Source organism: Pseudonocardia sp. C8 (assembly GCF_014267175.1).
Classification (GTDB): Bacteria; Actinomycetota; Actinomycetes; order Mycobacteriales; family Pseudonocardiaceae; genus Pseudonocardia.
Genome location: NZ_JACMTR010000002.1, coordinates 1,268,826 through 1,284,015, shown reverse-complemented (window position 1 = coordinate 1,284,015; position 15,190 = coordinate 1,268,826). Strand labels below are relative to the sequence as shown.

Below are 15,190 nucleotides of genomic sequence, written 5' to 3'. Positions count from 1 at the left end.
TTCGCCAACCTCGAGGAGTGTCCGACGTGGCTGCCGTCTGCGACGTCTGTGGCAAGGGTCCGGGCTTCGGCATGTCCGTCTCGCACTCGCACCGCCGCACCCACCGCCGCTGGAACCCGAACATCCAGACCGTGCGGGCCGCGATCAACGGCGGGAACCGCCGCCGGATCAACGCCTGCACCTCGTGCCTGAAGGCCGGGAAGGTCGCCCGCGTCTGACGCGGTGCGGGCAGCGAGACCCGAACCACCGGAGGCCCGGATCCCGGCAGGGACCGGGCCTTCGTCGTGTCCGGACCCTCCCGCCCGGGCACTGTTCCGCGCCCGGATCGGTGAACGGCCGGCCGGGATCGGCTCCGGAAGGTGTGCGACCCGCCTTCGCCGGGCAGACGCGCAGGAAGTGGTGGGCCCTCCGGGAGCGGCCCGCCGCCGGCCCGGACGACCGACGGACGGTGGTGCCGTGGCTCGAGGCCCTCACCCGCCACCTCGAGCCCTGCGTCACCGATGAGGAGTGGACGCATGGCACGGAACGTTGCGGACCACCTGCTGCGCCGACTGCGCGAGTGGGATGTCGAGCACGTGTTCAGCTACGCCGGCGACGGCATCAACGGCCTGGTCGCGGCCTGGGCCCGGGCCGGCGACGAGGCCCCGCGGTTCGTCCAGTCCCGGCACGAGGAGCTGGCCGCCTTCGAGGCGGTCGGCTACGCCAAGCTGTCCGGGAAGGTCGGCGTGTGCGCGGCCACCTCCGGCCCCGGGGCCATCCACCTGCTGAACGGGCTCTACGACGCCAAGCTCGACCACGTGCCGGTCGTCGCGATCGTCGGCCAGACCAACCGGTCGGCGATGGGTGGCTCCATGCAGCAGGAGGTCGACCTGCACTCGCTGTACAAGGACGTCGCCGCCGACTACGTGCAGACCGCGATGGTCCCCGAGCAGCTGCCGAACCTGATCGACCGGGCGATGCGGGTGGCGCTGTCCCGCCGCACGGTCACCGCGATCATCATCCCGGCCGACCTGCAGGAGGCCGACTACTCCCCGCCCACGCACGCGTTCAAGATGATCCCCTCCAGCCTGGGGCTCTCGACGGGGCGGCCCGTGCCGCAGGAGGCCGACCTGCGCCGGGCCGCGGACGTGCTCAACGCCGGGAGCAAGGTCGCGATCATGGTCGGGCAGGGCGCCCGGGGCGCCGCGGACGAGGTCGCCGAGGTGGCCGACGTCCTCGGCGCGGGGGTCAGCAAGGCGCTGCTCGGCAAGGACGTGCTGCCCGACGACCTGCCCTACGTGACCGGCTCGAACGGCTTGCTCGGCACCCGGCCGTCCTACGAGCTCATGCGCGACTGCGACACCCTGCTCATGATCGGCTCCAGCTTCCCCTACAGCCAGTTCCTGCCGGAGTACGACCAGGCCCGGGCCGTGCAGATCGACATCGACCCCACCATGATCGGGTTGCGGTACCCGTTCGAGGTGAACCTGCAGGGCGACGCGGCCGGCACGCTGCGTGCCCTGCTGCCCATGCTGGACCGCAAGACCGACCGGTCCTGGCGGGAGACCGTCGAGTCGAACGTGGCCCGCTGGTGGGACGTCCTCGCCCGGCGCGCCGAGGTCACCGCCGACCCGATCAATCCGGAGCGGGTGTTCCACGACCTGTCCCCGCTGCTCCCGGACGACGCCGTGCTCACCTCCGACTCCGGGTCGGCGGCCAACTGGTACGCCCGTCACCTGCGGATCCGGCGCGGGATGCGGGCCACGCTGTCCGGGACCCTGGCGACGATGGGCCCGGGCCTGCCGTACGCGACCGGTGCCAAGTTCGCGCACCCCGACCGGCCGGTGTTCGCCCTGGTCGGCGACGGCGCGATGCAGATGAACGGGATCAATGAGCTGATCACGATCGCGAAGTACTACCGCGAGTGGTCCGACCCGAGAGTGATCGTCGGCGTGCTCAACAACCGGGACCTCAACCAGGTGACCTGGGAGCTGCGCGCGATGGCGGGTTCGCCGGACGTGCCGTTCGCCCAGCACATCCCCGACTTCCCCTACGCGGGCTTCGCCGAGAGCATCGGCCTGGCCGGGATCAAGGTCACCGAGCCGGACCAGATCGGGAGCGCCTGGCAGCGGGCGATCGCCGCCGACCGCCCGTGCGTCGTCGAGTTCGTCACCGACGCGGCGGTGCCGCCGATCCCGCCGCACGCCAGCCTGGACCAGATGGAGAGCACCGCGGAGGCGCTGCTGCGCGGCGACCCGGAGGCCTGGGACGTGCTCAAGACCGGCGTGAAGTCCAAGCTGCAGGAGTTCCTGCCCGGCCGGTGACCGCAGGACGCGGAGGCCTCCCCGGGGGGGGACGCATGGCCCCTGCCATGAGCGCGCCGTGTGCTGGCGCGGCTCGCGTTCGAAGGCCCGAGCCAGCGCCGGAGTCCCGGGCCTCGGTGCGGCGCACGAGCTGCCGTTCCTGAGGCGCGCGCAGCGCCCATCGACGCCGGCGCCGTGGCGACACCGGCCGCCATGCACGAGGGCAGGCGTGGGGATGTCGCGTGCGGACCGCCGACAGCGGGGCTGCGGCTCGAGGTGCGCGATGCAGCCCTGGAGCCGTTCCGCGTCGCCTGGCTGGACGCGCCGGCCAGCGGTGGGATTGATGGGCCATCCGGGTGAACTTGCGGAGCATGGCCGCCGGCGGCCCGTTCTGTCGGTGGTCGTACGTATGTTCGATTCATGGCCGAGGTGGTGGAGCTGATCGACCGGGCAGCAGGATTGCCGCCCGGCCCGGAGCTCGCCGCCACCCTGGCCGAACTGGCGTGGGAGAAGCTGCCCAACGACCGCCTGGTCGAGGTGCTGCAGGCCCGCGACCGCCAGCTCGCCCACGAACACGCCGGGTTCTACGCCGGGCTGGTGGAGATCAGCCACGCGGCCGCGCTGGCCGACCTGCCCGAGAACACCGCCTCTCGGGCCGAGGCCGTTGTGCGGTCGGAAGACCAGTTCGAGTGGGCCGCCGGGGAGATCGCCGCCGGGCTGACCTGGACCCGGGCCCGCGCCGAACGCGAGCTCGGGTTCGCCACCACCCTGTGCCAGCGGCTGCCGTGGGTGTTCACCGCCCTCGAGGAGGGTCGGATCGACCTGGCCAAGGCCCGGGTGCTGGTCGACTACCTCGACCCCGGCACCGGGGACCTCACCGCCGAGCAGGCCCGGAAGCTGTGCGACCGGTTCCTGCCCCAGGCGCCGGGGTGGACCACCGCCCAGCTGCGCGACCGGCTCTACCGGGCCCTGCTGCACCTGAACCCGGCCCTGCGGCGGCGCCGCTACCAGCGTGCCGTGCAGGCCCGCGGCCTGGTGCTCTACCTGGACCCGCACACCGGCACCGCCACCCTGACCGGCACCGGGCTGCCCGCCGACGAGGCCGCCGCCGCGGCCGCCCGCCTGGACCGGCTGGCCGCCGCCTGCCGGCGGGCCGGACACCCCGGCACCCTGGCCCAGATCAGCACCGATCTGTATCTGGGGATGCTCGACGGCGCCTTCCACGGCCTGACCGAGGCCGAGATCATCGACCGGCTCCTGGCCTCCCCACGCCCCGAAGACCAGCCCACCGACACCACCACCGGCGACACCGACACGGCCGACACTGACGACGGCGAGGTCGGCGCGGGCGAGTCCGGCTTCGGGGCCGCTGACACCGGGCCCGACACCGGGTCCGACACCGAGGCGGACGTCGACTCGGCCGCCGAGATCGACTCGGACGTCGACTCCGACGGCTACTCCGAAGCGGACGTCCACTCGGCCGCCGGCTCCGACTCCGGTTCCGGCGACTCTGCTGATCGTGATCCCACCGAACGTGACACCGGACCCGGCCCCGCCACCGGCACCGGCTCCGCCACCAGAACCAGCCCTGGGACCGGGTCGATTTCTGCGGGCGGGCCGTCGACCGGCCCGGCCGGGGACCCGCTCGCGGCCGAGCAGCCGGCCCAGGACCGGTGGGCGCACGACCGGGTCGCCACCCGCGAAGGCATCGAACTCCGCGTCGGACTCGGCACCCTGGCCGGCCGCGACGACCGCCCCGGCGACATCCCCGGCCTCGGCCCGATCACCGCCCACACCGCCCGCACCGCCGCCACCACCCAACGCCGCGGCGCCCGCTGGATCTTCGCCATCACCGACCCCGACGGCTACCTCCTGCTGGCCGGCCCCCTGCGCCGCCGCCCCCGCACCCGTGCCCCGAACGGCCCGAACCCGCCCGGCACACCGAACCGGGAGAACCCGCCCGGCGCCCCGTCGGGCGCGCCGCCGGTGCGCGGCGGCGTCGTCGAGCTCCACATCAGCCTCGACGAACTCGACCGCTATGCCGCCGACCCCGGGCTGGCCGATTGGCACCCACTGCTGGCCGAGATCGCCCGCGCCTGGGCCGACCGCGACACCCGGCGCACCCGACTCGACGCCGATCCCACCGCCCGGTTCGCCCGCGGACCACTGGCCACCCACATCCACGTCCGCGACCGCACCTGCATCGGCCCCGGCTGCACCCGCCCGGCCCGACGCTCCGAGCTCGACCACACCACCGACCACGACCACGGCGGACCGACCGTGCCGGCCAACATCGGGCCCGCCTGCGGCCGCCACCACGCCGACAAGGACCGCGGCTGGACCCTGACCCAACCCGAACCCGGCCGGTTCTGCTGGAAGAGCCCCTTGGGGCGCACCTACCGCACCCGCGGCGAACCCGTCCGCCCCGACCTCCCCGACCCCGAGCCGACCGCGCCCGAGTCGCAGGAGCACGAGCAGCCGGGCGAGCAGAGCGCCGCCGAAGTCGACGGGGACCTGCGGAAACACGACACACCGCTGCTGCAACGCCCGGCGACCAACCCGCCCCTGCCACCACCACCGAAACCGAAACCGAAACGGAAGCCGGACGACGAGCCGCCACCGTTCTGACCCTGTTCTGCCGCTCTGTCCGAGGGAGGCGGTACCGAGCTCCTGCATGTTCCGGAGCCGGGCTCAGGCATGGTGACCGGCATGCCGCGCCGGACGGCCGGTGCCTGGGAGCCCACGGCTGGTCGGTTCCGGTCAGCCCACGGCCGCAGATTTGCACGACCTCGAGGCCGCTGGCGACGATGTCGTCCTGGCGCCTACCCCAGGACGGCCTTCCACCAGCCCTTCCGAGAGGCCCGCACGGTGAGCGACCCCATGCCCACCTTGCCGTGCACGACGAGGTGCGGTCCGGTGCCACCGGGCGCGGCGGGGACCTTCGTCTTCACCTCGCCCCAGGAGCCCCGCACGCCGTCGACCTCGGCGCTGCCACCCTCGGGCAGCACGAGCACGATCTCGCCCATGCCCGTCGACACCTCGACGTCGATCCGCGGCGGCAGCCGGCGTACCTCGGAGAGGTCCAGGTGGATGGTGCCCATGCTCGTCGTGAGCCGCAGCGCCGCGGGCACCTGCCAGTCCCCGGTGCGCTTGACCGTGCCGGCCCCGGTCCGCAGGTGCACGCGCTCCGCCGGGTCCACCGGTGCCCCTGCCGCGGCCGTCACCGAGGGCGGGAGCCCGCCCGGCAGGTCGGACAGTGGCGGGCGCAGCTCCGCGGCCGTCCGGGCGGCGTAGACGGCGTCCAACCGCTCCTCGAGCTCGACAAGGGTGATCCGGCCCTCGCCGAGCGCGTCGTGCAGCCGGCGGGCGGCGGCCTCCCGGTCGGCGTCGGAGATGCGGATCGAGTCCGGGTCGGTCACACAGGCCAGCCTAGCCAGCGTGGCCGCCCGGTTCAGCGCCGATGTTCGCTCCGCAAGCTCCGCTCAGCGCCGATGTTCGCTCCGCAAGCTCCGCTCAGCGCCGATGCTCGCTCCGCAAGCTCCGCTCAGGGCAGCTTCCAGTCAACGGGCTCCCCGCCGATCTCCTCCAGCAGGTCGTTCGCCCGGCTGAACGGCCGCGACCCGAAGAACCCGCGGTCGGCCGACATCGGGGACGGGTGCGCCGACTCGATGAGCGGCACGTCGGTCAGCAGCGGGGCGAGGTTGCGTGCGTCGCGGCCCCAGAGGATCGCGACCATCGGCTCGGCGTCCCGGGCGACGAGCGCCCGGATGGCCTGCTCGGTGACCTCCTCCCAGCCCTTGTTGCGGTGCGAGCCGGGCTCGCCCGGGGCGACGGTGAGACACCGGTTGAGCAGCAGCACGCCCTGCTCGGTCCACGGCGACAGGTCCCCGGTCGACGGCGCCGGGTGCCCGAGGTCCTCGCTGTACTCGCGGAAGATGTTCTGCAGCGAGCGCGGCAGCGGCCGGGTCTCCGGCGCGACCGAGAACGAGAGCCCCACCGCGTGCCCGGGCGTCGGGTACGGGTCCTGCCCGACGATCAGCACCCGGACCGACTCGAACGGCTGCTGGAACGCGCGGAGCACGTTCGCCCCGGCGGGCAGGTAGCGACGCCCGGCGGCGAGCTCGGCCCGCAGGAACTCGCCCATCCGGGTCACGGTGTCGGCGACCGGTTCCAGGGCCTGCGCCCAGCCGGCCTCGACGACCTCGTGCAGCGGTTTCGCGGCCATCAGCCCTCCAGCTTCCGCAGCTGTGCACGGAACCGCCGCCCGCGGTCCACGTAGGACTCCACGGAGTGCTTCCACCGGTCGGCGGGGACCTCGTAGCCCTCCCGCACCCGGGCGGGGACACCGAGCGCCATCCGGTACGCCGGAACCTCGGCGTTCGGCGACACGACCGCGCCGGCAGCGACGACCGCGCCCTCCCCGATCTCCGAGCCGTTGAGCACCACCGAGCCGGACGAGATCAGCGCCCGGTCGGCGATCGTCGCCGCCTCGATGTGCACGTTGTGCCCGACCGTCACCTCGTCGCCGATCACCGTCGCCCGGCGCAGGGTGGTGTGGATGATCGAGCCGTCCTGGATGCTCGTGCGGGCGCCGACCTCGATGCGGCCGTCGTCGCCGCGCAGCACGGCGGTCGGCCAGACCGTCGACTCCGGGCCGAGCGTCACGTTGCCGATCACGACGGCGTCCGGGTGGACGTAGGCGGTCGGATGGATGTCCGGTTCGGCGTCACCGAGCGCGTACACAGGCACACCGGGAGGGTACGAGCGTCCCTCCCCCGCCCGGCGCACCGCCCCCGCGCGCCACTTCGGGGACGTCACGAGCGGACCGTTCGTCGCGCTACCGGTCGGGCCGCACACCGCCCTCGTCACGAGCGGTCCGCCCGTGGGAAGTGTCGTCGCCGTCGGCCTCCGTCCACGCCGCCAGGTCGTCGACCACCAGCGAGTCCCGGTCGATCGCGCCGCTGCGGTACGCCGACCGTCCGACCACCTGGGAGATCACCGGAGCGGTCAGCACCTGGAACAGCATCACGAGCACCAGCGTCGCCGAGTTCACGAACTCCAGCCGGATCGCGACGCCCAGCAGGATCAGCATCAGCCCGAGGGTCTGCGGCTTCGTCGTCGCCTGCAGCCGGGCCGGTAGGTCGGGCAGCCGGACCAGGCCGAGCGCGCCCAGCAGGCAGGACAGCCCGCCGGCGAGCAGCAGCGCTGCGGACAGCACGTCGGAGATCGCCATCAGCGGTGCCGCTCCCATCGCTCGACGAGCCGGGCCGCCGTCGCCGAGCCGACGAGCGCGATCAGGGCGACGGCCGCCAGCAGCGGGATGTTCGACCCGTCCGAGTAGATCGCGGCGTACACCGCGGCCGCGGCCACGATGAGCACCACGAAGACGTCCAGCGCGGCGATCCGGTCCAGCGTGGTCGGGCCCCTCAGCAGCCGCGCCAGGGTCAGCAGCGCCGCCGTGGTCAGCATGGCCAGCACCACGGCGTACACGGCGGTCACGGTGTCCCACTCCCCTCGGATCCGTCGCGGCCCGCGGCGACCGCGGCCACGGCGTCCCGGCAGCTCCGGATGTCGGCCTCGCTGCCGAGCGCGTCGACCACGCGGCGCTGCAGCGTCATCATGTCCCGGCGCACCCGCTCGACGGCGCCCGGCCGGTGCAGCCCGAGCGCGTACACGTACCAGCGCCGCCGCTCGCGGTCGATCTGCAGGACGAAGCTGCCGGGGGTCAGCGCGCACGCCGCGACGAGCGTCGTGACCGTGCGGTCCGAGCCGGTGCACAGCGGCAGGGCGACGATCCCGGACCGGGCCCGCGGCCCGTGCACCAGCGTCACCATGCTCACCCGCACGCCCGAGACGACGAGGTCCTGCAGCAGGAAGCCGACCAGCCGAAGCACCTTCAGCGGGCGCAACGGGAGCCGCTCCGGCAGCAGCGGCAGCGGGAACAGCGCCGTCACCAGCAACCCGACGAGCAGGCCGCCGACGATCGTCGCCGGGGTGAGGGTGGCCCACAGCAGTACCCACACGAGCGCCAGCGCCAGCACCTGCGGGACGCGGCGCAGCAGGTGGCCGCGCAGCCGGGGCGGCTCCGGACGGCCGTCACCGGCCGGTTTACCGTCCTCACCGGTCTCGGCGCCCGACACCTGCTGGTCGTGGCGCCCCTCGGGTGAGTCGGCGGTCGCCCCCGGTGGGGCGGCAGACGCCCCCGATGCGTCCACGCCCGCGTCCGGCGAGCCGGGGCCCGCTCCCGCCGGCTGCACGTCCGCCCCGGGCCGGCCCACCTCGCCGTCGCCGGCGGGACCGGGGCCGCCCCGCGCGGGGTCGCGGGTCGTGCGGTCCTCGCTCACGGGCCCGCCCCCTCGCGCGCGCCGGCCACGGAACCCCCGGGGACCGCCGCGACCGGCGCAGTCCCGGGTCCATCGGGGACCGCCGCGACCGGCGCAGTCCCGCGTCCATCAGGGACCGTCGCGACCGGCTCCGGCCCGGATCCACCGGGCACCTCGTCCGGGCCGAGCACCGCGCTCCGGTACGGGCCCCGGTCCTGCAGGTCGGCCCCGGCCCGCGAGGTGACCGCCGACAGCGGCCCGGCGAACAGCGCGATGACGAGGCTGACCACCACCAGCGACGCGGCACCGACGTACATGCCGCGCGCGCTGCGGGCGGTCCCGACGACCAGCTCGTCGTTCGGGTCGTCGTCGACCAGGGGTTCCTTCGGGGCGCCCCAGAACACCCGCACCCACACCCGGGTCACCGCGTACAGCGTGAGCAGGCTGGCCAGCACGACGACCCCGGTGACGACCGAGGCCGCCGTCCCCGCGTCCGCACCGGCCCGCAGCAGCGCGAGCTTCGCGACGAAACCCGAGGTCGGCGGCAGCCCGGCCAGCGTGATCGCCGGGATCGCGAACAGCACCGCCAGGTGCGGCGCGGTCTGCGCGAGCCCGCCCATCTGGGCGATCGACACCGTCCCGGTCCGCCGCGTGATCAACCCGCTGACCAGGAACAGCGTGGCCTGCACCGTGATGTGGTGGACGACGTAGAGCGCCGTCCCCGCGATCCCGGACGGGGTGTAGACCGCCAGCCCGAACAGCATGAACCCGATGTGGCTGACCAGCAGGAACGACAGCAGGCGGTTGAGGTCGTCCTGCGCGACGGCACCCAGCGCGCCGACGACCATGGTGACGGCGGCGATCACCAGCAGCAGCGTCGAGGGATGGTCCTGGGGGAAGACGAGCGTCTGGGTGCGCAGCAGCGCGTAGATCCCGACCTTGGTCAGCAGGCCGGCGAACAGGGCGGTGACCGGTGCGGGGGCGTTGGGATAGCTGTCGGGCAGCCAGAAGTGCAGCGGGACGATCGCGGCCTTGATCCCGAACACCACGACGAGGACCAGCGCGAGGACCGTCTTCAGCCCGTCCGGCAGCAACTCGACCCGGCCGGCGAGGTCGGCCAGGTTGACCGTGCCGGTCGCCGCGTACACCAGCGCGACCGCGGTGAGGAACAGCAGCGACGACATCAGCGAGACGATCACGTACGTCATGCCGGACCGGATCCGGGACGCCGAGGTCCGCCGCGTGATCAGCACGTAGCTGGACGCCAGCATGATCTCGAACGCGACGAACAGGGTGAACAGGTCCCCGGTCAGGTAGGCCAGCGAGACGCCGGCGGACAGCAGCAGGAAGATCGGGTGGAAGGTGGTGCTGGCCGTCTCCCGGCCGTAGTCGGAGATCCGCTGGTCGATCGCGTACACCAGCACCGCGAGGGTGACCAGCGTCGAGATGAGCAGCAGCAGCGCCGACGCCCGGTCGGCGACCAGCACGATGCCCGTCGGGGCCGACCACCCACCGAGCTCGGCGACGACCGGGCCGTGCGCGTCCGCGGCGACCAGCAGGACGGCGGCGACCACGCAGGCCGCGGCGAGGGTCACGACGCCGACCACGCGCTGCAGCGAGGCGTGCCGGCCGACGATCACGCTGGTCGCCGCACCGAGCATCGGCAGCAACACCGGCAGCGTCACGCACACCTGCAGCGGCGTCACCGGCGGGCCTCCTCGAGCTCGTGCGAGTCGGCGGTGTCCTCGGGCCCGGCGTCGGTCTCCTCCGCGGTGCCCTCCTCCATCGCGCCGTCCGGGGTGCGGGCGGCGATGCGGCGGTCCTCGACGTCGTCCTGCACCTCGTCGTGCCCGACGAGCACCCAGGACCGGTAGCCCAGCGCCAGCAGGTAGGTGGTCAACGCGAAAGTGATCACGATGGCGGTCAGCGCGAGCGCCTGCGGCAGCGGGTCGGTGATCTCCTCCGGCAGGACGGCGTCCATGATCGGCGCCCGGCCGGGTGGACCACCCGCCAGCTGGAGCAGCAGGTTCGCGCCGTGCCCGAGCACGACGATGCCCATCAGCACCCGCATCAGCGACCGCTGCATGAGCAGGTAGAACCCGACGGAGTAGAGCACGGCGAGGACCAGCGCCATGCTGATGTTGATCGTCGCGCTCACCGGTCACCTCCCGCGGTCCCGGGCGGGAGGTGCTCGCCGGCCGCGCGGGCGTCCCGGGCGATGCCCGAGCCCAGCGAGCGCAGCAGGTCCAGCACCACGCCGATGATGAGCAGGTAGACCCCGACGTCGAGGATCAGGCTGCTCACGACGTCGACCTGGCCGAACGGCCCGAGCGGGAGGTACCACTTCGTCGAGGACAGCACCGGGTCTCCGGCCACCACCGGGGCGAGCGCGGTGAGGACGGCGATGACCAGCCCGGTCCCGGCGATCACCGGCGGGCGGATCCCGAACGGAGCGCCGGGGTCCTCGCTGCCGGCGATGTGCCGGAGCACGAACGCCAGCCCGGCGACCAGCCCCCCGGAGAAGCCGCCGCCCGGCCCGTAGTGCCCCTCGAGCAGCAGGTACAGCGAGAACACGAGCACGGTCGGGAACAGCAGCCGGGCGGCCGCCTCGAGCACCAGGGTGCGCCCGCGGGAGTCCGGGGTGGTGCCGGGCAGCATCCACCCGGCGCTCGGCTGGTCCCACCGGCCGGATCCACCGGGCGGCGGCCGCTCCGGTGGCGCCTCCGGGGGCGGGCCCGAGGCCCGGTCCGCCGAGGTGTCGCGCGCGGTCATCCCAGCACCTCCTTCTCGTGCTCCGGCACACCGGCACCGCTGTTCACGACGGTCTCGCCGGTCCGGGCGTCGTCGGTCCTCCGGTCGTAGCGGGTGGCGAGCACGAGGCCGGCGGTACCGGCGGCGCAGATGAGCAGGACGGTGATCTCCCCGATGGTGTCCAGCGCCCGGAAGTCGACCAGGATCGCGCTGATGAGGTTGGTGGCCCCGGCCTCGGGTGCGTTCGCGACGAACGGTGCGGTGGTCGACGGCGGCAGCGTCCGGGCCCCGGACAGCACCACCGCCATCCCGGCGACGAGCAGGCCGCCGCACGCGGCCGTCACCACCTTCGGAGCGCGGACCCGGCGGCCGGCGTCCGGCTCGGCGAAGTGCGCGGGCAGCCGCCGCAGCACGAACACGAACGCGACCAGCGTGAGCGTCTCCACCAGGAACTGGGCGAGCGCGAGGTCCGGGGCACCGTCGATGACGAACAGCCCGCCGATGCCGTAGCCGACCGCGCCGACCAGCAGCACCGCGGTGAACCGGCGCCGGGCCCGGGTCAGCGCGAGCGCGGCGACGACGACCATCAGCCCGACCGGGACCTGCATGACCGAGTGGAAGAGCTGCTGGTTCCCGGGCATCGCGCCCCCCACCAGCAGCATCGTGCCGGGCAGCGCGACCAGGACGGCCAGGATGCAGCCCAGGTACACCGGAAGCGACCCGATCTGCAGCCGACCGGTGACGGCGATGGCCGTCCGTTCCAGACCGGTCACGACCGCCTCGTAGCCGCGCTGCGCGGACGGCGCGGGGAACCGGACGTGCAGGCTCCCCGGGATCCCGGAGCGGTGCAGCAGCAGGCCGCCGGCGACGGCGACCACCGAGAGCAGCAGCGCCGGCCCGACGCCGTGCCAGAGTGCGAGGGTGTACTGCGCGGCACCCGGGTCGCCGAGTGCCGGCAACGGGCGGGCGTACGCCGCGGCCAGCTCCTGCACCGTGGGCGCGGCGAACCCGGCGGCCAGGCCGGCCAGCGCGCACAGCCAGGCCGGGCCGGACAGGCCGGGCGGCACCGGGTCGCCACCGGTGGGCTGCGATCCCTTGGTCGAGAACGCGCCCCACAGGAACCGTGCGGTGTAGGCCGCCGTCAGCAGCGAGCCACCGACCAGGACGGCCAGGACCAGCCCGCCGCGGACACCGCCTTCGAGCAGGAACGCCTCGTAGGCGGCCTCCTTGCCCACGAAACCGAGCATCGGCGGCAGGCCGGCCATGGACAGCGCGGCCAGCGTCGACAGCACGGCCAGGCCACGCCGGCGACGCCCGAGCCCGCACAGCTCGCGCAGGTCCCGGGTGCCGCACGCCTTGTCGATGGCGCCGACCACCATGAACAGCGGGGCCTTGAACAGCCCGTGCGCCAGCAGCATCGCGATCCCGGCCAGCGCCGCGACCCGGGACCCGGTGCCGAAGAGCACCATCAGGAAGCCGAGCTGGCTGACCGTCCCGAACGCGAGCAGCCGCTTGAGGTCGGTCTGGCGCAGTGCCCGCCACCCGCCGAGGACCATCGTCACGCACCCCAGCACCGTCACCGGCACCCACCACACACCGAACGCCGCGAACGCCGGGCCGAGCCGGGCCACCAGCACGACCCCCGCCTTCACCATCGAGGCGGCGTGCAGGTACGCCGAGATCGGCGTCGGGGCCGCCATCGCGTACGGCAGCCAGGGGTGGAACGGCACCTGCGCCGACTTGGTCAGCGCCCCCAGCAGGATCAGCCCGAGCGCGGCCGCGAGCGCGAGCGGCCGGTCCGGTGCGAGGGTGCCGGCGTGCGCGGCGGCGGTGATCTCCGGGATCGCGTAGGTCCCGGAGAGCCCGCCGAGCAGCACGATCCCCAGCAGCATCGCCAGCCCGCCGGACACGGTGACGACCAGGGCCTGGACCGCGGCCCGCCGGTTCTCCCGGTACCGGCCGCCCTGCCCGACCAGCAGGAACGACGCCAGCGACGTCAGCTCCCAGAACACGTACAGGGTGAGCAGGTCGTCGGCCAGGACCAGGCCGAGCATCGTCCCGGCGAACGTCACGAGCAGGGCGGCGGACCGCGGCGCGTCCCGCGACCGCGGCCCGAAGTACCAGGCCGCGTACACCATGATCAGGGCACCGACCCCGGACACCAGGACGATCATCGCCAGGGCGAGCGCGTCCATCCGCAGGCTCAGCGACAGCCCGAGCTCGGGGGCCCACGCGACGACCTCGGTGACGCCGGGACCCAGCGCCTCGGACCACTGCGTCAGCGCCCAGACCAGGGTCGCAGCCAGCAGGGCGGCACCCGCGCCGAAGGCGAGCCGCCGGTCGTAGCGGGCGAGTGCGGGTAGGCAGAGCGCCAAGCCGAGATGGGCCGCGACGACGGCGAGCACCGAACCTCCTGGGGTCGTTCGGACGGCTGGTCACTCGCCTCACGGGGCGGTCCGGGGAGCGGCGAGGGCGGTCGCGGGCCGATCACCGGCCGGGACACGGCGACGACGCCGGCACCATCCTATCGTCGCAACCGGACGTTTCGCCCGACACCGTACCGGGGCTCACCCGTCCAGGGGCTTGCCGGAACGCCGGGCACGGGTCACGAACCGGCGCCCACCGGCACCGCCGGCCGGCGCGCGTCCCGGAGCCCGCGCGCCCCGGCCCACACCAGCACCAGGCACACCGTCTCCACCGCGGCGACCGCCACGAGCAGCACGGGGTACCCGGCCAGCGGGGTCAGCGCCGACAGCACCACCGGAAGCAGGAACCCGGCATAGGTGATCGAGTAGAAGACCGCGGTCAGCCCGGCCAGGTGTTCCGGGTCGGCGATGCGCTGCACCTCCTGCAGCCCGGCGAGGAGCACGAACCCGTAGCCGCCGCCCAGCAGCACCGCCCCGCCGAACGCCAGCGGGATCGACGCCGTCGCGGCGACACCGGCGGCCACCAGCGTCCCGGCGATCACCAGGCCGAGCCCGATCCGGCCGCTCGCGTGCGCCGAGCGCCGGTCGATCGTGCGGGCGGCCGACTGGGCGGCGAACCCCACGGCCAGGCTCACCACGGTGATCGCGGTGGCGACGAGCAGGCCGTGCGCCCCGGACGCGCCGGTGAGCAGGGCCGGCTGCACCGCGTAGGACAGCGCGGCCGCACCGAACACCCACGGCGCGGCGGGCACCACCAGCCTCAGGAAGCGCGGGTGTGCCGCCGCGGGCACGCGCAGGTCCCGCCACAGCGGACGGGTGCGGCCCGGCCGCACGGTCTCCGCGCCCCGCCGCAGTCCCCACACCACGGGCACCATGATCAGGACGTGCACGGCGTACGGCAGCTCCATCGGCCAGGGCGCGTACTGCGCGAGCAGGCCGCCGAGCAGCGGACCGGCACCGAAGCCGAGGGTGAGGGAGAGCGCGGCCCGGCGGGCCCCGCCGCCGTCGTCGGACAGCTCCTTGACCCAGGTGGTCGCCACGGCCATCGCGACGCCCATGCTCGCGCCGATCAGCAGCCGCCCGGCGTACAGCAGGGGTTCGGCGACGGCCCCGAGCGCCAGCACCAGGCTCGCCGGGATCGCCAGCGCCGTGGCCGGGAGCAGCACCCGCCGCCGGCCCCAGCGGTCCGACGCCGGCCCGCCGACGAGCAGCCCGGGCGCGAGGCCGAGCACGTAGACGCCGAAGAACGCGGCGACCACCGTGGCCGAGTAGTGCCCCTGCTCGCGGTACATGACCATCAGCGGGCTGAACTGGTTGGCGCCGAAGCCGACGCCGAACAGCGCCGCCGCCGGGCGGACCCAGGCCTTCACACGTTCCTCCTCCACACGACGGACGCCCCCGGAACCGG

Annotated in this window: 14 protein-coding genes; 3 read left to right on the top strand and 11 right to left on the bottom strand. The window is 74.2% G+C overall.

The genetic code is table 11. The annotated features are described in order from the left end of the window. Positions 1–26 precede the first annotated feature (26 nt). The 3 genes from rpmB (at position 27) to H7X46_RS06635 (ending at position 4,910) form a co-directional block, all read left to right on the top strand. Positions 27–218, top strand: a complete 192-nt coding sequence (rpmB, locus tag H7X46_RS06645; protein ID WP_186358563.1) for a 50S ribosomal protein L28 — start codon at positions 27–29, stop codon at positions 216–218. Between the two features lie 297 nt (positions 219–515). Next, complete coding sequence (locus H7X46_RS06640) at positions 516–2,303, top strand: thiamine pyrophosphate-requiring protein (RefSeq protein ID WP_186358562.1); 1,788 nt, start codon at positions 516–518, stop codon at positions 2,301–2,303. 399 nt (positions 2,304–2,702) lie between these two features. Continuing rightward, a complete protein-coding gene (locus tag H7X46_RS06635; RefSeq protein ID WP_186358561.1) occupies positions 2,703–4,910 on the top strand; it encodes an HNH endonuclease signature motif containing protein in 2,208 nt (735 codons plus the stop codon). Positions 4,911–5,104: 194 nt separating this feature from the next. Here the strand turns inward: H7X46_RS06635 and H7X46_RS06630 are convergent, their stop codons facing one another. The 11 genes from H7X46_RS06630 to H7X46_RS06580 all read right to left on the bottom strand — a co-directional run bounded on the left by H7X46_RS06630 (position 5,105) and on the right by H7X46_RS06580 (position 15,152). Next, positions 5,105–5,701 carry a DUF1707 domain-containing protein gene (locus tag H7X46_RS06630; RefSeq protein ID WP_370588642.1) on the bottom strand — a complete coding sequence of 199 codons (597 nt, stop codon included), beginning with the start codon at positions 5,699–5,701 and terminating at the stop codon, positions 5,105–5,107. A gap of 125 nt (positions 5,702–5,826) precedes the next feature. Continuing rightward, positions 5,827–6,507, bottom strand: a complete 681-nt coding sequence (locus tag H7X46_RS06625; protein ID WP_186358560.1) for a uracil-DNA glycosylase — start codon at positions 6,505–6,507, stop codon at positions 5,827–5,829. Beyond that, complete coding sequence (locus tag H7X46_RS06620) at positions 6,507–7,031, bottom strand: gamma carbonic anhydrase family protein (RefSeq protein WP_186358559.1); 525 nt, start codon at positions 7,029–7,031, stop codon at positions 6,507–6,509. Before H7X46_RS06620 ends, H7X46_RS06625 begins: the two co-directional genes overlap by 1 nt. A gap of 88 nt (positions 7,032–7,119) precedes the next feature. Beyond that, the gene (gene mnhG / locus H7X46_RS06615; RefSeq protein WP_186358558.1) at positions 7,120–7,515 is read right to left on the bottom strand and encodes a monovalent cation/H(+) antiporter subunit G; all 396 of its coding nucleotides are present in this window, start codon (positions 7,513–7,515) and stop codon (positions 7,120–7,122) included. Continuing rightward, entirely contained in the window at positions 7,515–7,781 is a 267-nt protein-coding gene (locus H7X46_RS06610) for a monovalent cation/H+ antiporter complex subunit F (RefSeq protein WP_186358557.1), read from the bottom strand. The genes mnhG and H7X46_RS06610 overlap by 1 nt, the downstream gene beginning before the upstream one ends. Continuing rightward, positions 7,778–8,626, bottom strand: coding sequence for a Na+/H+ antiporter subunit E (locus tag H7X46_RS06605; RefSeq protein ID WP_186358556.1), 849 nt, complete (start codon positions 8,624–8,626; stop codon positions 7,778–7,780). The genes H7X46_RS06610 and H7X46_RS06605 overlap by 4 nt, the downstream gene beginning before the upstream one ends. Further along, positions 8,623–10,302, bottom strand: a complete 1,680-nt coding sequence (locus H7X46_RS06600; RefSeq protein WP_255426386.1) for a Na+/H+ antiporter subunit D — start codon at positions 10,300–10,302, stop codon at positions 8,623–8,625. The genes H7X46_RS06605 and H7X46_RS06600 overlap by 4 nt, the downstream gene beginning before the upstream one ends. Before the next feature lie 5 nt (positions 10,303–10,307). Continuing rightward, positions 10,308–10,739, bottom strand: a complete 432-nt coding sequence (locus H7X46_RS06595; RefSeq protein ID WP_186362486.1) for a Na(+)/H(+) antiporter subunit C — start codon at positions 10,737–10,739, stop codon at positions 10,308–10,310. A gap of 20 nt (positions 10,740–10,759) precedes the next feature. Next, a complete protein-coding gene (locus H7X46_RS06590) occupies positions 10,760–11,377 on the bottom strand; it encodes an MnhB domain-containing protein (protein ID WP_186358555.1) in 618 nt (205 codons plus the stop codon). Continuing rightward, positions 11,374–13,761: a hydrogen gas-evolving membrane-bound hydrogenase subunit E gene (gene mbhE / locus H7X46_RS06585; RefSeq protein WP_186358554.1), complete on the bottom strand. Its 2,388-nt coding sequence runs from the start codon at positions 13,759–13,761 to the stop codon at positions 11,374–11,376. Before mbhE ends, H7X46_RS06590 begins: the two co-directional genes overlap by 4 nt. Before the next feature lie 200 nt (positions 13,762–13,961). Next, positions 13,962–15,152 (bottom strand): MFS transporter, encoded by a 1,191-nt coding sequence (locus tag H7X46_RS06580; RefSeq protein WP_186358553.1) that lies wholly within the window; start codon positions 15,150–15,152, stop codon positions 13,962–13,964. Positions 15,153–15,190 lie beyond the last annotated feature (38 nt).